This window comes from Kitasatospora sp. NPDC029312, from assembly GCF_055569215.1.
In genome coordinates this window covers 81,956-100,284 of sequence record NZ_JBVHXY010000029.1, presented here as the reverse complement: position 1 = coordinate 100,284, position 18,329 = coordinate 81,956, and the positions used below count along the sequence as shown (strand labels likewise).

Sequence of the window (18,329 nt, the reverse complement as noted above, 5' to 3'; positions counted from 1 at the left end):
ACCCCCCCCCCCCCCCCCCCCCCCCCCCACCCCCCCCCTTCGCCCCCCCCCCCCCCCCCCCCCCCCCCCCCCCCCCCCCCCCCCCCCCCCCCCCCCCCCCCCCCCCCCCCCCCCCCGGGGGTCGGGAAGTCCCGAGGGTTGTACCCCAGGCGTCGGGAGTGCCCCGCGCCCCCGGCCCGCGACGTCCGGCCCGCCCTGGCACGCCCCGGCCCGCGACGCCCGGGACCGCCCCGGCCCGCCCCGGCCCGGCCCGCGGGATTCCGCCGGCGCGGGCCCGCTGGACTTACCAGGCGTAGTCCTCCGGGGCCGGGTGGTGGCCCGGGAAGAGCTCGTCGAGGCGGTCGAGCGTCTTCTGGTCGAGCTTCAGGTCGAGCGCCCGCAGGGCGGCGTCGAGGTGGCCCGGGGTGCGGGGGCCGATGATCGGAGCCGTGACGGCCGGGCGGGAGAGCAGCCAGGCGAGCGCGAGGTCGGCGGGATCGGTGCCGATCTCGTCGGCGAAGTCCTCGTAGGCCTGGATGCGGTCCCGGTGCTTGGCCAGGAGCTTTCCGGCGAGGCCGATGGCGCCGCGCACCCGGGTGCCCTCGCGCTCCTTGCGGAGGACGCCGCCGAGCAGGCCGCTGCGCAGCGGGGACCACGGGATCAGCCCGAGGCCGTAGTGCTGGAGGGCGGGGATGACCTCGAGTTCGACGGTGCGGTCGAGCAGGTTGTAGAGGGACTGCTCGCTGACCAGGCCGAGGAAGTGCCGGGAGCGGGCTGCCTCCTGGGCCTGGGCGATGTGCCAGCCGGCGAAGTTGCTGGAGCCGACGTAGATGATCTTTCCCTGGGCGACCAGGACCTCCATCGCCTGCCAGATCTCCTCCCAGGGGGTGTCCCGGTCGATGTGGTGCATCTGGTAGAGGTCGATGTGGTCGGTCTGCAGCCTGCGCAGGCTGGCCTCGACGGCCTTGCGGACGGCGAGCGCGGACAGCCTGCCCTCGTTGGGCCAGTCGCTCATCGCGGCGTAGGCCTTGGTGGCGAGCACGGTGCGCTCGCGGCGGCCGCCGCCCTGGGCGAACCAGCGGCCGATGATCTCCTCGGTGCGGCCCGCGAGCCGGCCTTCGCTGTCGCGGCCGTAGGAGTTGGCGGTGTCGAAGAAGTTGATGCCGCGCTCGTGGGCGGTGTCCATCAGGCGGTGGGCCTCGGCCTCCTCGGTGTGGGGGCCGAAGTTCATGGTGCCGAGGCAGAGGCGGGAGACGGTCAGGCCGGTGCGGCCGAGGTGGGTGTACTCCATGGCGCCCCACCCAAGACCACACCGGCACCGGTGTCCAGCACATTGCGCAGCCTGGCGGATCAGCGTCCGTGCGTGGCGAACTTCCGTACGGCCGACGGCCCGCGGAGCGCTCGGCCAGCGGGACGCTCCGGGGCAGCGGCGACCCTCCAGCGGCGGCCCACACCGACGACCTACCCGAGCCGCCACCAGAGCCCGCCTACCCGAGCACCGCCCGGGTCAGCACCCCGGCCGCCCGCCCGTCCACCAGCACCACCACCGCCGGATGTCCGCCCGCCAGCGCGGCCCGCGCCTCGGCGGCCGGCTGCCCGACCCCGACGGTCGGCAGCGCCGGCCCCAGCAGCGGGCGCACCGGGCCGTCGGGCTTGGCCCCGCCGTCCGCCAGCGCCGCCCGCAGCACCTCGTGGGACACCGAGCCCAGCACCTCCGCGTCGGCCACCCCGTACGGCCGCGCCGCCCGCGGCAGGACCGCCGGTGCCACTCCGCCCAGCGCGGCCCGCAGCGCGTCCAGCGCCTCGCCGACGGTCGCGTCCGCCCCGACCGTCACCAGCGGGCCCGCCGACGCCAGCGCGGCCCGCAGCTCCGTCTCCCCCGGCTCCTCCAGGAAGCCCCAGCGCCGCATCCACGCATCGCTGTGCACCTTCGACAGGTAGGAGCGGCCCGAGTCCGGCAGCAGCACCACGACCAGGTCCTCCGGCCCCAGCCGGCGTGCCGTCCGCAGCGCCGCCGCGACGGCGGTACCGGAGGACGGACCGGCCAGGATGCCCTCCTCGCGGGCGAGCCGGCGCGCCGTCAGCAGCGACTCGCGGTCCGGGATGCGCTCGAAGGAGTCGATCACCTCGGAGCGGTAGGCCTGCGGCCAGCGGTCCTCGACGGTCTCGGGGTGGAGGAAGTGCCCGATGCTCTCGACGAACCACGGGCTGCCGTCCCCGCCGCCGTAGGAGGAGGACTCCGGGTCCGCGCCGATGACGGTCACGGCGCCGCCGGACACCTGCTTGAGGTGGCCGCCGGTGCCGGTGACGGTGCCGCCGGTGCCGACGCCCGCGACGAAGTGGGTCACCCGGCCGCCGGTCTGCTCCCAGATCTCGGGGCCGGTGGTCCGGACATGGGCGTCCGGATTGGCCAGGTTGTCGTACTGGTTGGCGAGCCAGGCTCCGGGGATCTCCTCGGTGAGCCGCCGGACCACGTTGAACAGGTGCCGCGGATCCTCCCGCGGCACGGACGTCGTCGCGAGCACCACCTCGGCGCCGTACGCCCGCAGGATGTCCGCCTTCTCCGGCGACGCCTTGTCCGACACCCCGGCGATCACCCGGTACCCGCGCTGACGGCCCACGAGGGCCAGCCCGATGCCGGTGTTGCCGGAGGTCGCCTCGATGATCGTCCCACCGGGCTCCAGCACGCCGTCCCGCTCCGCCGCCAACACCATGGACAGCGCCGCACGGTCCTTGACGCTGCCGCCGATGTTGAGGAACTCGGCCTTGGCGTAGATCGGCGCGGCGATCCCGGCTCCCAGCCGGGCGAGGCGGAACAGCGGCGTCCCGCCGATCGCCTCCAGGACGGATTCGTGCACTGCGGTCATCATGCGCTCCTTCATCCGGTGCAGACGTCTGCACGGTACGTCCGACCGAGCCTGCCCACCCCCGCGCCCTGCTAGGCCGCCCGGCCCGTGCCTCCCCCGCCGGGGGGAGGCGGCCCCTCCCGGCGCAGGACCACAACCCTCCTGACGCGAAGCAGGGTTGAAGCACCAGAACCCGAGGAGCGGACATGAACCGACACCGGCTGCGCATCGTCACCCTGGCCGGCAGCCTCGCCCTGCCGTACATCGCGCTGAAGACCTACTGGGCGGCGGGCGGCCGGGCCGGGCTGGTGACCGGCTTCGAGCTGAGCGACGAGTTCCGGCGCAACGGCGCACCCACCGCCCTGGTCTGGCTGGAGCGCCACGGCGTGGACTTCACCGCCGTGCTGGCCCTGACCGGCCTCGCCCTCGCCGCCGTCCTGGCCCGCCGCCCACCCCGACGCCGCCCGCTCCGGCTCCTGCTGCTCACCGCCGCCCGGGCCGGCGCCCTGCTCGTCCCGTACGGCCTGCTCACCGCCCTGCTCGGCGCGCTCGACCACGGGGACCACGACGGCGCCGACCCGCTCACCGGCTGGGTGGTCCCGGCCGGCGCGGCAGCCTTCGTCGGCATCGGCACGGCCCTGGCGGTGGCCGCCTGGCCGCACCGGGGCGTCAGGGACCGCGTGACCCGCGCGCCGGGGCCGGCCGCTCAGCGGGCGACTACGGCGGACTGACGCCTCTCCGGGTCCGTCGGACGGAAAGCCGCAGCCCGCCGCCCACAGGGCCGGCGCGTCGCTCCGCCGCAAGGCCGTTCGTCACATCCGCCCCATCCGTCCCGGCCCGGGCAAAACGGCTCGTCATGGCGGTCCCGACCCCGTAGCGTGGTCCGGTCGACGATCTTGGCGCAGGCCACGAGCAGAACGGGACCGCACCGATGCAGCAGTACCAGGGGTGGGCGGACGAAGGCTACGGCGCCGTGGCGGACGCCTTCGCCGCCAACTTCGCCGAGTTCCCCGAGCTCGGCGCCGCCACCACGGTGTACGTGGGCGGCCGCAAGGTGGTCGAGTTGTGGGGCGGCACCGCCGACGAGCACACCGGCCGGGCCTGGACGCAGGACACCCTCGTGCCCGTGTTCTCCTGCGCCAAGGGCGCGGTCGGCATCAGCGCCCTGCTCCTCGCCCAGCAGGGCCGGCTCGACCTGGACGCCCCGGTCGCCCGCTACTGGCCCGAGTTCGCGCGCCACGGCAAGCAGGCCGTCACCACCCGGACGATCCTCGGCCACCGGGCCGGCATCCCGGCCCTGGACGCGGTGCTCTCCTTCGAGGAGATCGCGGCCTGGGAGCCGGTGGTCCGGGCGATCGAGGAGCAGCAGCCGCTGTGGGAGCCGGGGACGACGTACGAGTACCACGGCCATGTGCTCGGTTTCGCGGTCGGCGAGGTGATCCGCCGGATCACCGGCCTGACCCCGGGCGCCTTCCTGCGCGAGGAGATCGCGGAGCCGCTCGGCCTGCCGCTCTGGATCGGCCTGCCGGAGAACGAACTCCCGCGCGTGGCACGGCTGGTGGAGGCCGACGGCCGCCGCCCCATGCCCGGCCCGGAGCACCTGCTCACCCGGATCGTGACGATGAACGGCGCGCTGGTCTTCCCCGGCCTCGATGTGCCCCACGGCTGGAACGACCCGGCCCTGCACACGATCGAACTGCCCGGCGCGGGCGCCGTCGCCTCCGCCGGCGGCCTGGCCGGCCTGTACGCGGCCGCCGCCACCGGCCTGGACGGCGGCGAGCGGCTGCTCTCGCCCGACACGGTGGCCGACGCGGTGCGCGAACTCTCCTCCGGCCAGGGCTTCCTGGGCTTCGACATGGGCGCCCGCTGGGGCTCCGGCCTGCTGCTCGACTCCCCCGCCTTCCGCCGGCTGCTCGGCCCGCGCAGCTTCGGCAACGACGGCGCCGGCGGCCAGTTCGCCTTCGGTGACGACGAGTTCGGCGTCGGCTTCGGATACGTGGCGAACCGGATGATCGGCCACGGCGACGCCCGCGCCAACCGGCTGATCGAGGCGGTGCGCGGTTGCCTGGGGTGACGCCCGAAGTGCCGTACGAAGGGCGGGACTTCCTGGCCCGGATCACGGAACTCGCCGCCACCGGCGCCCTCGGCGAGCTCCGCTACGGCGCCTCCCTGCCCGAACTGGCGGCCCGCTACGGCGAGCCGTGGGACGGCGGCCGCATCCACCGGGAGACCCGCTGGCCGCACTCCTTCGGCTTCGGCGACGTGCTGACGGTGTTCTGCCGCTGCCGCCGGCTCCGGTCACTGACCCTGCCGACCTGGCAGGGCGAACTCGAACTCCCGCGCGCGGGCGGCGGACTGCGGACCTACGCGACGCGGGTGGGCGAGTCGGAGCTGACGGCGGCGCTCACGGCGGCGGGCTGCACCTGGCGGACGGTGACGTACGAGAACGTCCCCGACCAGCGGACCCTGGAGTTCTCGCCCGCCCAGGACCTCTGGGTGGCCCTGGTCCTCGTCGAACGCGAGGGCTACGGCGAACCGCTGCTGGAGGACTGGCTGTTGTCCAAGGCGCTGCTGTGGGGCTACGAGCACACCGACTGCCCCGAGCCCGACCCCTCCCTGCCCGACGACGGCTGGGGCGCCGCCGAACGCTGAAGCGGCAGGACGCCCGCGCGGGGAGGGGCCGCCGCGCGGGGAGCGGACGCCGTCGCCACGGCGGCCACCGGCCGGCTCAGGCGAGCGCGCGCGGCAGGACGACCCGCACCCACTCCTCCGGCTGCGACAGGTGCGGGGCGTGGCCGGCGCCGACGTACAGGTGCCGCTCCGCCTTCGGCAGGGTGAGGTCGATCAGGTCCAGCACCTCCCCGAACATCGGCGCGCTGTCGTCGCTCTGGGTGAGCAGCGCGGGCTCGGTGAACCGCGCCAGCCCGGTGAGGTCGAGGTCCAGGGCGTCGGGATCGCGCAGCTCGTCCAGGTAGGTCGGCGCGTTGCGGATGTAGGTGTGCCGGATCGGCGCGGGCAGTTGCTCCCACGCGCCGGGCCCGAACCCGATGCTGTTGACGTACAGTTCGGCGGCGGCCGCGGACTCCGCCTGCTCCAGCAGCTCCCGGACGGCGGCGATCCGGTCGGCGAAGGCGGTACCGATCGGGCGCAGCTCCGGATCGGCGAGCAGGATGCCGCTGCCCGGCGGCTCGTGCACGGCGATGCCGCGCAGCAGGTCCGGCCAGGCGGCGGCGAGCCGGAGGGTGACCATGCCGCCGTAGGACTCCCCACAGACGAAGGCGGGCGCGAGTCCGAGGCCCTGGATCAGCCCGGCCAGGTCGGCCGCGTCCTCGTGGACGGATCCCTGGGTGAGCAGGTCCTCGCTACGGCTGTGCCCGCGCCGGTCGTAGGCGACGACGGTGGTGGACTCCGCGAGGCCCGGCATCACCCGTGCCCAGCAGTCCGCGTCGCTCCACGACCCGTGCACCAGCACCACCCCGGGGCCCGCGCCACGGACCTCGTAGTGCAGCGATACCCCGTTCACCCTGATCTCGGTCATCACGAGCCTCCCGACGTCGGCGGCGCTCTCCCACCAGCCTGACACAACCGCTGGGAAGGCTCAGCCGTCGCTCCCGGGGCAATCACACACCGTCACCAGCGCGGGCGGTGGCGACGGCAGCCGCGCCGTCCGCGCCCCGGTGTCCGCAGGCGCGGGGCGCCGTGCTCAGCTCATGCCGCGCACCGGCGGCTCGTCCCGGGTGCCGTCCTCCGCCACCACCGTGAACCGTTCCCGCCCCGCCGCCGACAGGTCCACGGGGTACAGCGAGGCGGTGTCGTTGACGTCCAGCTCCCGGCTCTGCCGGCCGGTCGCCGCGTCGACCCGGGTCACCTTGTCCCGGGTCATCGCCCACACCGAGTCACCGTCCACCAGCACGCCCGTCACCTGGTCGTCCAGGCCCGCCGTCCAGCGCTTGCCGCCGTCCGCCAGGGAGTACGCGACGAGCCGCCCGGTGGCGGTGCGGCCGGGGTGACTGCCACCGCTGATGCCGACGTCTCCCGGCTTCTCGCCCGGCACGATGAACAGGTCCCCCACCACCACACCGCCGAACAGCGGCCGGGCGCTGAACTCGTCGAAGGCGTGGACACCGCCCAGCATCACGTCGAGGTCGTACTCGTCGCCGGAGACCGGGATCGAGGCGCGCTGCCGGCCCGCCCGGTCGTAGCTGAGCACCGCGTGGGTGCCGCGCTCGGCCTGGGCGTCGACCCACACCGCGAGCGGATCCACCGAGACGACCTCGAGGTTCTTCACCCCGCCCGGGGCCGGCAGGGCGACCTTCGAGCGCTCGGCCCCGTCCCCCGGTGCGATCGTCCGCAGCACCGGCGGCTCGGTGTCGCCGCACTGGGTGACCGTCACCACGTCCTGTTCGCCGCCCGCGACCTGCAACGGGGTGCAGCCGGGGCCGGCCGCGCTGTGCCACAGCGCCGCACCGTCCGTCAGCCGGACGGCCCGCCAGCCGTCCCGGTCCTGGAGGACGGCCTGCGGCCCGGCGACCGCGACCAGGTCGGCGGTGGCGGAGTCGCCGTCGCGGGCGGGCGCGTCCACCTCGGCCTGCCAGCTCTCGCGGCCGTCGGCGAGGTTCAGCGCCGTCACCGCCGCACAGGGGCGGTCGTGCGGGGAGTGGCCGATCAGGCCGATGCCGCCGGCACCGATCCCCCGGCTCATGGTGCACACGGAGTCCTCGCCGGGGGGCGTCCACCGCCAGGCGACGGCCCCGCCGGCGCTGCGGTAGGCCACCACCTGGTCGGGCCGGACCCGCACCACCAGGTCCCCGCTGGTCCAGCTGCCGACGGCGCGGACCGTGGACGGGCGGTCCAGCGGGGCCTTCCAGGAGTCGTTGAGGCCGTCCCCGGCGAAGCGGAGGAAGATGCCCAGCCCCAGCAGCGCCCCGATGGCCACGGCCGGCAGGCCGCGCCGGGGGTGGATCAGCGCCCAGACGAACCCGGCGCCGCAGGGCATCAGACCGAGGATGCTGACGGCGCCCATGAACGGGAGGCTGTCGCCACCGAACCCGTTCGCGGGCGCGAACACCACCGCCAGGCCCAGACTCCCGAACATCGCCCCCAGCACGCCGCCGCAGACCACCATCCAGGTCTCCCCGCTCACCGCGAACCTGGCGTGCCACCTCGTCCTCGCCCGGACGACGCTGTCCTCGGGCCGCTCGGCCATGCCCGTCTCTCCCCTGCGACGCGTCGCCCACCGCAACGAGGCGACGATCACCGGATCGTCGCAGAGGCCGCCAAGATCCGAAACAAAGAGAAGGGAAAACCGCGCTCCTTCCTGCGCATGGGAGGCCCTGAGCAGCGCGATCGTTACGAATCGGCGGCGAAGGCTTGAGGCCGCCGAAGGCTCCCGAAGGCCCCCGGACACGCCCGGACGGGCCTCGGGGCTGCCCGGCATCGCGGGCCGACGAGTCCAGCGAGTCCGGCAGCCGAGCTGTTCTCCGCGCGCTCCCGGTCCGTACTCGAGGGCGAGCAGCCGCCCCGCCGGTCCTGAGCCAACTCGGCCGTTCATCGGTCCAGTTGACGGAGAAGCGGGCGCGGCCCGGCGCGCCGCCGCAGCCTGGCTCACTCGACCGGGTGAGCGTCGGCGCGCGCCCGTACGCGCACGCCGGGGCGGCTCGTTCTGCTGTACATGATCCCCCCGTTGTCCACAGCTTCCGCACGGCCCGGGCACAGCGCGATCCCGAGGCTCTCGTGGCGGTGATCGGCCGGGCGACTGCGGCGGCGGTCTCCCTCGCCATCCTGCTCGTCCCGGCGGCCGTCTCTCCCGGTGAGCCGCGGCCGCCCGCGGTCGCGTCCGGCTGGTGGGAGGTCTCCGCGAGCGCCGCCAACGTCCGCCTCGACCACTTCGGCGCGGACCCGGTGGTCGGGCTCGCCAACTCCGGTGACCAGGTGGAGGTGGTGGACACCTGGACGTCGCCGCTCGGCGCACGCTGGGCGAAGGTCCTGGTCACCCGCACCCGCGTCACCGGCTGGATCCTCTGGTCGCTGCTGGCCCACCGCGAGACCCAGCCCCCGTGAGCCGGACTTCGACGCCAACCACCGCCGGCCCTGGCGCGCCGGGGCACACCGAAATCACATTGGCGGGTTGCGGCCCCCGCTGCCTATCGTCGGGGCATGACCAACCGAACCTTCCGCATCATGGTGCGCGGCGTCTTCGACGGCCTCACCGACGACCAGCGCGCCGCACTCGTCGCGGCCGCGGCCGAGCACGACGTGCTGCACGCCACCTTCACCCGCGAGGGCCACCTGAGCTACGACCTGACCGCTCGGGCCGCCTTCACCTTCCGCTTCCTCGACGAGGGCGAGGCCGAGGAGGACATCGTCGAGGCCACCGAGCGGGCCGAGCAGGCGGCGCGGTCCTGGCTGTCGAGCCGCGGCTACGGCTACAAGAACCTCCGCTCCCAGGCCGAGGACCTGTCCCAGGCACCGCTCGGCAAGCGCCGGCGCCGCGCCGCCCAGTCCGCCCACTGACCCACCCCCTCCCCCGCGCCACCTCCTTGACGGCTCCGCTCCGGCATATACTTGAGCAGTCAAGGAGGTGGCAATGACAAACCCCGCACCAGAACCCTCGCCAGAGCCCGCACCAACCCCCGCGGCAGCACCCGCCGGCCCCGATCCCCTGGACACCGCCCTGCGCCTGGTCCGCGCCCAGGCCACCGTCGTCAAGCGCTTCGACGCCAGCCTCAGCGGCCTGCACGGCGTGAGCCTGTCCGACTTCACGATGCTGCTCCGCCTCAGCGAGGCACCCGGCGGCCGGATGCGTCGCGTCGACCTCGCCGAGACCCTCGGCCTCACCGCCTCCGGCGTGACCCGCGGCCTGGCCCCGCTCGAACGCATCGGCCTGGTCACCCGCGAGCCCGCGCCGCGCGACGCCCGGGTCGCGTACGCCGCTCTGACGGCCACCGGTCGTGAACGCCTCGCCGAGATGCGGCACACCGCCCGCCAGGTCGCCGCCGACCTGTTCGCCCAGTGGCCCGCCGACGACCTCACCGCCCTCGGCACCCTCCTCGCGCCGCTGACCCGCTGAACCCCCTGACCGCCGACCACGGCCACCCCCGGCCCGCCACCCGCACCCCCACGACCTAGGCTGGCCGCACCCGAGACCCGTACCAAAGGCCGACGGGCCCGCACCAGCGCGAGGGACAGCACATGACGCACTACCACCACGGCAGCACCCCCGCCCCCGACCTCACCGTCGACGGCACCGGCCTGCTCTGCGTCCAGCTCCTGCTCCGCCTGCGCGCCCGCATCGCCCACCTCCCGGCCGGCGCGGTGGTCCACATCCACACCACCGACCCCGCCGCCCCGCTCGACCTGCCCGCCTGGTGCCACCTGACCGGCCATGAGTACCTCGGCCCGGTCCCCGACCCCGTCCCCGCTTCCGCCACCGCTCCCGTCCCCGCCGACGACGACCGCGCGGTCTACGGGCTGCGCCTCACCTCCAGCCCGGTCCTCACCCGCCCCGACCGCCCCTGGCACCCCGCCACGACCTGACCGGGCGACCCCGCGCGCCCGAGCCGCCGCAGGCGCGGCCGTTCTTTCATCCCTGCCCGCGCTCCGTCCGCACGCCCCTCACGCGCTGCCCCGACGGCCCGCCCGGTGTGCCACGATGAGCGGGCGGGGGTGAAACGGCCGCGCGCCACAGGGAGGTTGACCACCATGGAGCCGATCCTCAGCTGCCGCTGGCACGACCAGGACGGCGAGTGGGCACTGACCGTCAGCCGCAACGGCAACGGCTGGGAGCTGTCCGCCGCCGCTCCGTTCTACTCCGAGTCGCTCCCCTTCGCCGGTCCGGACGACGTCCGCCGACTCGCCCAGGCCCTCCTGGACCTGCCCTCCGACCCGGAACCGTACGAGTTCGAGTGGCGGCTCTCCCGGACGGAGTCGGAGCGCACCGGGAACGAGCGGATCCACTTCGCGACCTTCGCCGTGGGCCTCGATCCAACCGACGACCACCGCCCGTACCTCGCCTACCAGTCCTACTACCACCGGGGCCAGGCGACCGGGCTCGGCCTGGAGGTGATCTGCGAGGACCCGCCGATCGACCACCTCCGGGCCCAGGCCCACGCCTTCCTCACCGACTGCCCCGGCCCGTCGCGGCCGTGGCCGTGAGCGCCTGCGCCGCCCACTCCAGCACCGTCGCCGAACTCTGCGGCGCCGTCCAGCCGTTGACCACCGCCAGCAGCGTCAGGTACCGCTCCCGCCGGGGGTCGGCCATCGCCCGCAGCCGTTCCAGCAGCCGGACGCGGGACGCACCGCCCGTCACGGCGACCCCCGGCAGCCCGGCGTACCGTTCGAGCAGTTCCGCCGCCACCCCGGCCGCCTCGGGCGAGCGGGGCGCCACCCCGGCCTCGGCCGCCGGCCCGACCGTCGAGCGCACCAGCACGGCCAGCCCCGGCCGGGGCGGCCCGCCCGCTCCGCACTCCGCGGCCTCGTCCGCCGCCAGACGGCGCAACAGCTCCCGGAAGCCGGCACTCCCCGCCAGCCGCGCCAACTCGACCCAGGCCTCGACCTGTTCGACCGTGGCGTCGTCCGGGAGCTCCGGCGTCAGCGACCGGGCCACCCCCTCGCTCCGGCCGTCCGGGCCGAACGCCTCGGTACCGCCGTCCGGGCCGAACACCTCGGCCAGGAACTCCCCGACCAGGCGCCGACGTTCCTCCCCCGTCAACCGGGCCAACCGGTGCACGAGCGTCAACTCCTCCGTGGTGGACCCGTGCCGGGCCACCGCGCCGAGCACGGCACGCCGCAGCCGCAGCACCCGGATCCGGAGGTCGAGCGCCTCGGCGTGGGCCGCCGCGACGTCGGGGAGCGCGAGTTCACGCTCCAGCACCCGCCGGATCTCCGGCAGCCCGAGCCCGAGCTCGCGCAGGGTGCGCACCAGGTCCAGGCGGGCGACGGCGTCCGCGCCGTACCGCCGGTGGCCGGCCGGGTTGCGGTCGGCCGGCGCCACGATGCCCTGGTCGGAGTAGAAACGGACGGTCTTCACCGTCAGCCCGGTCCGCCGGGCCAGTTCACCGATCGTCCAGAGTGGACGTGTTTCGCCGTTCACGGCCACCACTCTGGTACCTCCCCCGACGGGAGATGCAAGCCACCGCAGCCGCGAGCGGCCGAGGGCCTCAGGCCGTGCGCCGCAGCAACGCCAGGTACATCGCGTCCGTCCCGTGCAGGTGCGGCCACAGCTGGACGTCCGGCCCGTCGCCGAGCGCCGGTACGCCGGGCAGCAGCGGCCGGGCGTCGATCCACTCGACCCGGCCGCCCTCGCCGCGCAGCACGTCGTCCACCACGGCGCGGGTCTCCGCCAGGTGCGGCGAGCAGGTCGCGTAGCCGACCACCCCGCCGACCCGGGTGGCCTCGATCGCCGAGCGCAGCAGGTCCCGCTGCAGCGGCCCGAAGGCGGCGATGTCGGCCGGCCGGCGCCGCCAGCGCGCCTCCGGACGGCGGCGCAGCGCGCCCAGGCCGGAGCACGGCACGTCCACCAGCACCCGGTCGAAGCCGCCGGAGCGCCAGGCGGGCCGCGTCCCGTCCGCCGCGATCACCGTGTACGGGCCGGGGTTGCCCTCCAGGGCCCGCGCCACCAGCCTGGCCCGGTGCGGCTGCTTCTCGCTGGCGACCAGCGCCGCGCCCCGCTCGGCGGCCAGGGCGCCGAGCAGCGCCGCCTTCCCGCCCGGTCCGGCGCAGCCGTCCAGCCAGACCCGGTCCGGCCCGTCCAGCGGCGCCGAGGCCAGGGCCAGCGCGACGAGCTGGCTGCCCTCGTCCTGCACGCCGACCCGGTTCTCCCGGACGGCGGCCAGCGAGCCCGGGTCGCCGCCTTCGGCGAGCCGCAGCGCGAACGGGGACCAGCGGCCCGGCTCGGCCTCGGGCAGCGCCTCGGCGAGTTCGCCGACGGTGGCCCGGCCGGGGCGGGCGACCAGGGTCACTTCGGGCCTCTCGTTGTCGGCACGCAGCATCTCCTCCACGGCGCCGCGCCCGGAGGCGTCCGGCTGCCAGCGGCCGAGCGAGTCCCAGAGCGCGGAGACGACCCAGCGCGGGTGGGAGTGCACGACGGCCAGGTGGTCCTCGGCGTCCTGGTCGTACGGCGGGGCGACCTGTTCGATCCAGGTGTCCAGGTCGTGGGCGCTGATCCGGCGCAGTACGGCGTTGACGAACTTGGCCTTGCCGTCGCCGAGTACCACCCGGGCCAGTTCGACGGTCGCCGAGACGGCCGCGTGGGTGGGGATGCGGGTGGTGAGCAGCTGGTGGGCGCCGAGCGAGAGCACGTCCAGCACCGGCGGGTCGACCTTGCTCAGCGGCCGGTCGATGCAGGCCGCGATGACGGCGTCGTAGGTGCCCTGCAGGCGCAGGGTGCCGTAGACCAGCTCGGTGGCGAGGGCGGCGTCGCGCCGGTCCATGCCCTGCTGCTCGGCTTCGCGCAGCAGCGAGGGCAGGATCAGGTTGGCGTACGCGTCGCGCTCGTCGACGGCGCGCAGGGCGCGGAACGCGACGATCCGGGCCGGGTCCTTCTTCGGGCGGCGGTGCGGGCGGGGGGCGCGCTTGGCGCTGGGGGTGGTCACAGGTGCCTCAAGGTGCTGCGGTGGTTATCAGAAGTCATCAGACGAACAGTAACGCCGAACCGGGGCCTCAGCGCTCGGAGCCGCCGGGGCCCTCGGCGCCCCCAGAGCCCTCAGCGCGCTCAGAGCCGCCGGGGCCGTCGGGGCCGTCGGCCGGGACGCCGAGCCGCTCCCCCGGCTCCAGCCGCGCCCCACGTGCCCAGTCCGCCGCCCGCATCTCCTTCTTCCCCTGCGGACGCACCTCCCCGAGCTCGATGTCGTGGCTCCCGGTGCCCACCCGCACGCTGTTCTTGCCGGCCATCGCGACCTCGCCCGGCGCCAGTTCCGCCGATTCCGGCAGCAGCTTGACCGGCCCGGTGAGCTTCAGGCGCTCGCCCCGGAACTCCGTCCACGCCCCCGGCGCGGGTGCGCAGCCTCGCACCACCCGGTCGATCCGCAGCGCGGGGTGGTCCCAGTGGATCCGCGCGTCGTCGACGGTGATCTTCGGCGCGAGCGTGACGCCCTCGGCGGGCTGCGGCACGGGGTGCAGCGAGCCGTCCTCGATGCCGTCCATGGTGGCCGCGAGCAGCCGCGCACCGGAGACCGACAGCCGGGTGAGCAGTTCGCCGCTGGTGTCGCCGGGGCGGAGCTCCTCGGTGATCACGCCGTAGACCGGGCCGGAGTCCAGGCCCTGCTCGATCAGGAAGGTCGACGCGCCGGTGACCTCGTCGCCGGCCAGCACGGCGTGCTGCACCGGGGCCGCGCCGCGCCAGGCGGGCAGCAGGGAGAAGTGCAGGTTGACCCAGCCGTGCTTGGGGATCTCCAGCGTGCCGGGCCGCAGCAGCGCGCCGTAGGCGACCACCGGGCAGCAGTCGGGGGCGAGTTCGGTGAGCCGGGCGACGAACTCCGGGTCGCTGGGCTTCGCCGGCTTGAGGACCTCGATCCCGGCCTCCTCGGCGCGCTGGGCGACGGGGCTGGCGACCAGCTTGCGGCCGCGCCCGGCCGGGGCGTCGGGGCGGGTGACCACCGCGACGACCTCGTGCCGGTCGGAGGCGAGCAGCGCCTCCAGGGCGGGAACGGCGACCTCGGGGGTGCCGGCGAACACGAGACGCATCAAGTGCCTTTCTGTCAAGCGGAGTTCAGGAGGCCGACCGGAGTCAGCGAGCGGCACCGAAGGTGCTGTGCGGCGAGACCTTGACGACCGGCGCGGGCCCGTCGCCCCAGTCCGCCTCCCGGATCGCCTTCAGCGCGGCCTTGCGCTGCTCCCGGTCGAGCCGGTCGATGAAGACGATGCCGTCCAGGTGGTCGGTCTCGTGCTGGATACACCGGGCGAGCAGCTGGGTGCCCTCCAGCGTGACCGGATCGCCGTACATGTTGAAGCCCTTGGCCACCACGCCGTACGCCCGCCTGGTGTCGTACCGCAGCCCGGGCAGCGAGAGGCAGCCCTCGGGGCCGTCCTGCTCCTCCTCGCTCAGCGACAGGTCCGGGTTGATCAGGTGCCCGGTGACGCCGTCCACGTGGTAGGTGAACACCCGTAGCGAGACGCCCAGTTGGGGCGCGGCCAGGCCGGCGCCGGGGGCGTCGAGCATGGTGTCGGTGAGGTCGTGGACCAGGTTGCGCAGTTCCTTGTCGAAGGTGGTCACCGGCTGGGCGGTGGCCCGCAGGACGGGGTCTCCGAAGAGACGGATCGGCTGGATCGCCACGGGGTACGGGCTCCTGTCCGGAAGGTCACGGGCTACGGGCAACGACTGGTTCACGGCAAGTCTATGCAACTCGCCCGGGGCCCCGGAGGGCCGTCCCCGGGCGAACGCACCGGCCCCCGGCGCGGGCCGACTCCGGCGAGCCGCGTTACCCCGGCCCCCGCTTCGGCGTTGGTCAAGAGAGATTGACCGGGGCCGGGCGCACGGGACACCGCGCCCCGGCCGAGCTGAACCGTACGGAAGGTGGCACGTAGGCCATGGCCGAGCAGATCAACCACGACGCCCGGGCGCGGGCGAGCCTGCACCTGCTGGTGCGGGACATCGAGCGGGTGAGGCGCCAGGTCGACGCGCTGCGGACGCTCACCGCCCAGCTGGGGAACGTCTACCGACCGCGCCGCCCCAGCACCTCGGCCGGCTTCGTGGTGTACGGCCGGGCGCCCGCGCCCACCGTGCGCCTGGCGCAGGAGCTGAGGGAGAGCGTGGAGACGCTGGTGGCGGCGGCGGTCGAGTTCGACCGGGCGCTCGGCTTCTCCTGGGACTCGGTGGGCTCCGCCCTCGGGGTCACCAAGCAGGCCGTGCACCGCCGCTACGGCATGCGCCGCCCGACCAGCGAACTCCTCGCCGCCAGCGGCGCCGTCCCGGCTCCCAACCGCCCGGACCGCTCCGAGGAGCTGCCCGCCCCCGCCGCCGAACGCGGCGGCCTGTCCGCCACCGTCCCCGCCGCCCGCCAGGGCGGCCTGGACCGCGTCGCCCTCGACCGCGGCGCCCCGTTGGACCGCGGTACCCCCCTCGACCGCGCTCCCCTCGACCGCGCTCCCCTCGACCGCGCCGCCGTCGAGCGCCCACAGCCCGACCGCACCGGCATCCCCCTGCGCGGCTGACCGGGCCACCCGGGGCGGGGTGGCCCATTCACCCCGCCCCCGCAGGGCTCGTCTCCCGCCCCATGGGAACGGCGACCGCCCGACGCCGAGGTCCGCTCCGACCCACCCCCGAGCGCGGCGCTACCCGATGTCCGTCGGATCCATCCGCACCCGCACGGGCTCCGGCGTCCGCAGCGCGATCCGCGCGATCTGCGCCGCCTTGAGCGCCGCGGCCAGCGCGGCCCCCTGTCCGGGCGCCACCCGCAGCAGCGCCCGCTCCTGCTCCTCGCCCCGCAGGGCGGGCACCGGCACCGGCCCGAGCACGTCCGCCCCCTCCGGCAGCCGGATCAGGTTCAGCAGATCGGCGACCGCCGCCGGGCTCCCGCTCACCGAGGCCATCCGCGACACCGGCGGGAAGTGCAGCTGCGCCCGCTCGTCCCGCTCCAGCCCGGCGTGCCCGAGCGGGTCCCAGCGCACCAGTGCCTGGACCGGACGGGCCGAGGGCTCGGCGACCACCACCACCGTCCCGCCCTCCGTCGACGGCCTGACCAGCGCGGCCGCCGCCAGCCAGAGCCGCAGCGCCTCCTCCCCGGCCCGCAGGTCCGGTCGGCTCAGCAGCGCCCAGCCGTCCAGCAGCAGCGCGGCCCCGTACCCGGAGCCGCCCTCCACCACCGGCTCCGCGCCGGGCGTGGAGATCACCAGCGAGGGCTCGTCCGGCACGCCGGCCAGCACCGCCTCCCGCCCCGAGGTCCGCACCGGAATCCGCGGGAAGGCCTTGCCCAGCTCCTCGGCCGTGCGCCGGGCACCGACCACCTGCGCCCGCAGCCGGAACGAGCCGCACTCGGGGCAGTGCCAGTCGCGCTCCGCCTCCCCGCACCACCCGCAGACCAGCTGCGCGTCCGCCGCGGGCGCCTCCAGGGGCCCCTCGCAGCGCCGGCAGCGGGCCGGAGTACGGCACCGTGCGCAGGCCAGCCGGGGCACGTAACCGCGCCGGGGCACCTGGATGAGCACCGGGTGCCCGGCCGCGAGCGACTCCCGGGCGGCCTCCCAGGCCACCGAGGGCAGCCGGGCGGCCTGCGCGGCGGCGTCCCGGTGCTGGTCCTGGTCGGTGACCGTGCGCACCCGCGGTGCGACCTGCCGCACCGTCTCGCGGTCCGCGACCAGCGGCCGCGCCCAGCCGGTGCTGACCAGCTGCGCGCCCTCCACGGTCACCGCGTGCCCGCCGAGCAGCACCGCCGCGCCCTCCTCGGCCGCCCGCAGCAGCGCGACCTCGCGCACGTGCGGGTGCGGGGCGCGCGGGTCGCTGTGGCTGCCGTCGCCGTCGGACCAGACCACGACCAGCCCGAGGTCGCGCACCGGCGCGAACATGGTGGCCCTGGTGCCGATCGCGGCGTGCACCGAGCCGCGGCTGACCGCGAGCCAGCGCCGGTAGCGCTCGCGCGGGCCGAGCTCCGCCTCCAGCGCCGTGTGCAGCCCCGGCCCGAGCAGTTCGGTGAGCGCCTGGTCCACCCGGGCCACCGACCGCCGGTCCGGCAGCACCACCAGCGCGCCGCGGCCGCCCGCCAGCGTCGCCGCCACCGCCCGCGCGATCTCGTACGGCCAGCCGGGCCCCGGCAGCGCCGCCCACACCGCGCGCGGCGAGCCGCCGCCGGCCAGCGCGGCGAGGAAGTCCGGCCCCGCCGGGTAGCGCTGCCAGCCGCCCGGCGCCGGGGGCCCGGGGCGCGGCAGCGGCGGCGGCGAGGGCTCGGCCTCGGCCTTGGCGTGCCGGGGCGGCACGGCCAGCTGGAGCACGTCGGCCAGCGTCCCGGCGTAGCGGTCGGCGACGGTGCGGCACAGTCGCAGCAGCTCGGGGGAGAGCACCGGCTCGGGCGAGAGCACCTGGGCGAGCGGCGCCAGCGGGCCTGGGAAGTCGCTCTTCTCCAGCCGGGCGACGATGAACCCGTCGTGCAGTTCCCCGCCCTCGCGCTGGCCCTTGACCACCCGGGCCCCGAACCGCACCCGCACCCGCACACCGGGCCGGGCCTCCTCGGCCATGGTGGCCGGGACCTCGTAGTCGAAGAACTTGTCGATGGTGAGCACGCCCTTGTCCACCACGACCCGGGCCACCGGCAGGTGCTCAGCGCGCTTGGCGCCCTTCCACGTCCGGGGCTTGGCCCGCTTGACCGTCTCCCGGATGAACGCCAGCTGCTCCGGCTCGGCCCCGTTCTCCCCTGTGCTGCTCATCGCTCCCAAGTACTACCAGGTCACACGGACATTCCGCAGGGACGACAGCGGGGGGGGGGGGGGGGGGGGGGGGGGGGGGGGGGGGGGGGGGGGGGGGGGGGGGGGGGGGGGGGGGGGGGGGGGGGGGGGGGGGTGGGGGTGGGTTGGGTGGGG

Annotated in this window: 18 protein-coding genes; 9 read left to right on the top strand and 9 right to left on the bottom strand. The window is 75.7% G+C overall.

All coding sequences use genetic code 11. The features are described from left to right. Positions 1-283: 283 nt before the first annotated feature. Together ACZ4WV_RS23420 and ACZ4WV_RS23415 are read right to left on the bottom strand one after the other, a co-directional pair. Positions 284-1,270, bottom strand: coding sequence for an aldo/keto reductase (locus ACZ4WV_RS23420; RefSeq protein ID WP_465749729.1), 987 nt, complete (start codon positions 1,268-1,270; stop codon positions 284-286). 196 nt (positions 1,271-1,466) lie between these two features. Further along, the gene (locus ACZ4WV_RS23415) at positions 1,467-2,846 is read right to left on the bottom strand and encodes a pyridoxal-phosphate dependent enzyme (RefSeq protein WP_465749727.1); all 1,380 of its coding nucleotides are present in this window, start codon (positions 2,844-2,846) and stop codon (positions 1,467-1,469) included. A 185-nt stretch (positions 2,847-3,031) separates the two neighbouring features. Between ACZ4WV_RS23415 and ACZ4WV_RS23410 the strand changes: the two genes are divergently transcribed. The 3 genes from ACZ4WV_RS23410 (at position 3,032) to ACZ4WV_RS23400 (ending at position 5,477) form a co-directional block, all read left to right on the top strand. Next, positions 3,032-3,556, top strand: coding sequence for a hypothetical protein (locus ACZ4WV_RS23410; RefSeq protein WP_465749725.1), 525 nt, complete (start codon positions 3,032-3,034; stop codon positions 3,554-3,556). A gap of 200 nt (positions 3,557-3,756) precedes the next feature. Beyond that, on the top strand, positions 3,757-4,899 hold the full coding sequence (locus tag ACZ4WV_RS23405; RefSeq protein ID WP_465749723.1) for a serine hydrolase domain-containing protein: 1,143 nt from the start codon (positions 3,757-3,759) through the stop codon (positions 4,897-4,899). Between the two features lie 8 nt (positions 4,900-4,907). After that, complete coding sequence (locus ACZ4WV_RS23400; protein ID WP_465749721.1) at positions 4,908-5,477, top strand: hypothetical protein; 570 nt, start codon at positions 4,908-4,910, stop codon at positions 5,475-5,477. Positions 5,478-5,553: 76 nt separating this feature from the next. Here the strand turns inward: ACZ4WV_RS23400 and ACZ4WV_RS23395 are convergent, their stop codons facing one another. Together ACZ4WV_RS23395 and ACZ4WV_RS23390 are read right to left on the bottom strand one after the other, a co-directional pair. After that, positions 5,554-6,363 (bottom strand): alpha/beta fold hydrolase, encoded by an 810-nt coding sequence (locus tag ACZ4WV_RS23395; RefSeq protein WP_465749720.1) that lies wholly within the window; start codon positions 6,361-6,363, stop codon positions 5,554-5,556. Between the two features lie 165 nt (positions 6,364-6,528). Beyond that, positions 6,529-8,031: an outer membrane protein assembly factor BamB family protein gene (locus tag ACZ4WV_RS23390; RefSeq protein ID WP_465749718.1), complete on the bottom strand. Its 1,503-nt coding sequence runs from the start codon at positions 8,029-8,031 to the stop codon at positions 6,529-6,531. Between the two features lie 527 nt (positions 8,032-8,558). On the opposite strand from ACZ4WV_RS23390, the gene ACZ4WV_RS23385 reads away from it, so the two are divergent. The 5 genes from ACZ4WV_RS23385 (at position 8,559) to ACZ4WV_RS23365 (ending at position 10,979) form a co-directional block, all read left to right on the top strand. Then, on the top strand, positions 8,559-8,885 hold the full coding sequence (locus ACZ4WV_RS23385; protein WP_465749716.1) for a hypothetical protein: 327 nt from the start codon (positions 8,559-8,561) through the stop codon (positions 8,883-8,885). 96 nt (positions 8,886-8,981) lie between these two features. Next, positions 8,982-9,338 (top strand): DUF6204 family protein, encoded by a 357-nt coding sequence (locus ACZ4WV_RS23380; protein WP_465749714.1) that lies wholly within the window; start codon positions 8,982-8,984, stop codon positions 9,336-9,338. Positions 9,339-9,411: 73 nt separating this feature from the next. Continuing rightward, a complete protein-coding gene (locus tag ACZ4WV_RS23375; protein ID WP_465749712.1) occupies positions 9,412-9,894 on the top strand; it encodes a MarR family winged helix-turn-helix transcriptional regulator in 483 nt (160 codons plus the stop codon). Between the two features lie 122 nt (positions 9,895-10,016). Further along, the gene (locus ACZ4WV_RS23370; RefSeq protein ID WP_465749710.1) at positions 10,017-10,361 is read left to right on the top strand and encodes a sulfurtransferase TusA family protein; all 345 of its coding nucleotides are present in this window, start codon (positions 10,017-10,019) and stop codon (positions 10,359-10,361) included. Positions 10,362-10,526: 165 nt separating this feature from the next. After that, on the top strand, positions 10,527-10,979 hold the full coding sequence (locus ACZ4WV_RS23365) for a hypothetical protein (RefSeq protein ID WP_465749708.1): 453 nt from the start codon (positions 10,527-10,529) through the stop codon (positions 10,977-10,979). Here the strand turns inward: ACZ4WV_RS23365 and ACZ4WV_RS23360 are convergent. The 4 genes from ACZ4WV_RS23360 to def form a co-directional block, all read right to left on the bottom strand. Beyond that, positions 10,942-11,916 carry a MerR family transcriptional regulator gene (locus ACZ4WV_RS23360; protein WP_465749706.1) on the bottom strand — a complete coding sequence of 325 codons (975 nt, stop codon included), beginning with the start codon at positions 11,914-11,916 and terminating at the stop codon, positions 10,942-10,944. The genes ACZ4WV_RS23365 and ACZ4WV_RS23360 overlap by 38 nt on opposite strands. Positions 11,917-11,983: 67 nt before the next feature. Next, entirely contained in the window at positions 11,984-13,417 is a 1,434-nt protein-coding gene (locus ACZ4WV_RS23355; protein ID WP_465749704.1) for an RsmB/NOP family class I SAM-dependent RNA methyltransferase, read from the bottom strand. Positions 13,418-13,484: 67 nt separating this feature from the next. Then, a complete protein-coding gene (fmt, locus tag ACZ4WV_RS23350) occupies positions 13,485-14,507 on the bottom strand; it encodes a methionyl-tRNA formyltransferase (protein ID WP_465749702.1) in 1,023 nt (340 codons plus the stop codon). A 43-nt stretch (positions 14,508-14,550) separates the two neighbouring features. Then, positions 14,551-15,096 (bottom strand): peptide deformylase, encoded by a 546-nt coding sequence (def, locus tag ACZ4WV_RS23345; protein WP_465749700.1) that lies wholly within the window; start codon positions 15,094-15,096, stop codon positions 14,551-14,553. Positions 15,097-15,350: 254 nt separating this feature from the next. On the opposite strand from def, the gene ACZ4WV_RS23340 reads away from it, so the two are divergent. Beyond that, the gene (locus ACZ4WV_RS23340) at positions 15,351-15,974 is read left to right on the top strand and encodes a hypothetical protein (RefSeq protein WP_465749698.1); all 624 of its coding nucleotides are present in this window, start codon (positions 15,351-15,353) and stop codon (positions 15,972-15,974) included. 120 nt (positions 15,975-16,094) lie between these two features. Here ACZ4WV_RS23340 and ACZ4WV_RS23335 read toward each other — a convergent pair whose 3' ends face one another. After that, a complete protein-coding gene (locus ACZ4WV_RS23335; protein WP_465749696.1) occupies positions 16,095-18,176 on the bottom strand; it encodes a primosomal protein N' in 2,082 nt (693 codons plus the stop codon). Positions 18,177-18,329: the final 153 nt, after the last annotated feature.

What these genes read in the sequence shown, in the direction of transcription:
- ACZ4WV_RS23420 (WP_465749729.1), bottom strand. Translation starts at nt 1,270, where the DNA reads ATGGAGTACACCCACCTCGGCCGCACCGGCCTGACCGTCTCCCGCCTC.
- ACZ4WV_RS23415 (WP_465749727.1), bottom strand. Translation starts at nt 2,846, where the DNA reads ATGACCGCAGTGCACGAATCCGTCCTGGAGGCGATCGGCGGGACGCCG.
- ACZ4WV_RS23410 (WP_465749725.1), top strand. Translation starts at nt 3,032, where the DNA reads ATGAACCGACACCGGCTGCGCATCGTCACCCTGGCCGGCAGCCTCGCC.
- ACZ4WV_RS23405 (WP_465749723.1), top strand. Translation starts at nt 3,757, where the DNA reads ATGCAGCAGTACCAGGGGTGGGCGGACGAAGGCTACGGCGCCGTGGCG.
- ACZ4WV_RS23395 (WP_465749720.1), bottom strand. Translation starts at nt 6,363, where the DNA reads ATGACCGAGATCAGGGTGAACGGGGTATCGCTGCACTACGAGGTCCGT.
- ACZ4WV_RS23390 (WP_465749718.1), bottom strand. Translation starts at nt 8,031, where the DNA reads ATGGCCGAGCGGCCCGAGGACAGCGTCGTCCGGGCGAGGACGAGGTGG.
- ACZ4WV_RS23380 (WP_465749714.1), top strand. Translation starts at nt 8,982, where the DNA reads ATGACCAACCGAACCTTCCGCATCATGGTGCGCGGCGTCTTCGACGGC.
- ACZ4WV_RS23375 (WP_465749712.1), top strand. Translation starts at nt 9,412, where the DNA reads ATGACAAACCCCGCACCAGAACCCTCGCCAGAGCCCGCACCAACCCCC.
- ACZ4WV_RS23370 (WP_465749710.1), top strand. Translation starts at nt 10,017, where the DNA reads ATGACGCACTACCACCACGGCAGCACCCCCGCCCCCGACCTCACCGTC.
- ACZ4WV_RS23365 (WP_465749708.1), top strand. Translation starts at nt 10,527, where the DNA reads ATGGAGCCGATCCTCAGCTGCCGCTGGCACGACCAGGACGGCGAGTGG.
- fmt (WP_465749702.1), bottom strand. Translation starts at nt 14,507, where the DNA reads ATGCGTCTCGTGTTCGCCGGCACCCCCGAGGTCGCCGTTCCCGCCCTG.
- ACZ4WV_RS23340 (WP_465749698.1), top strand. Translation starts at nt 15,351, where the DNA reads ATGGCCGAGCAGATCAACCACGACGCCCGGGCGCGGGCGAGCCTGCAC.
- ACZ4WV_RS23335 (WP_465749696.1), bottom strand. Translation starts at nt 18,176, where the DNA reads ATGAGCAGCACAGGGGAGAACGGGGCCGAGCCGGAGCAGCTGGCGTTC.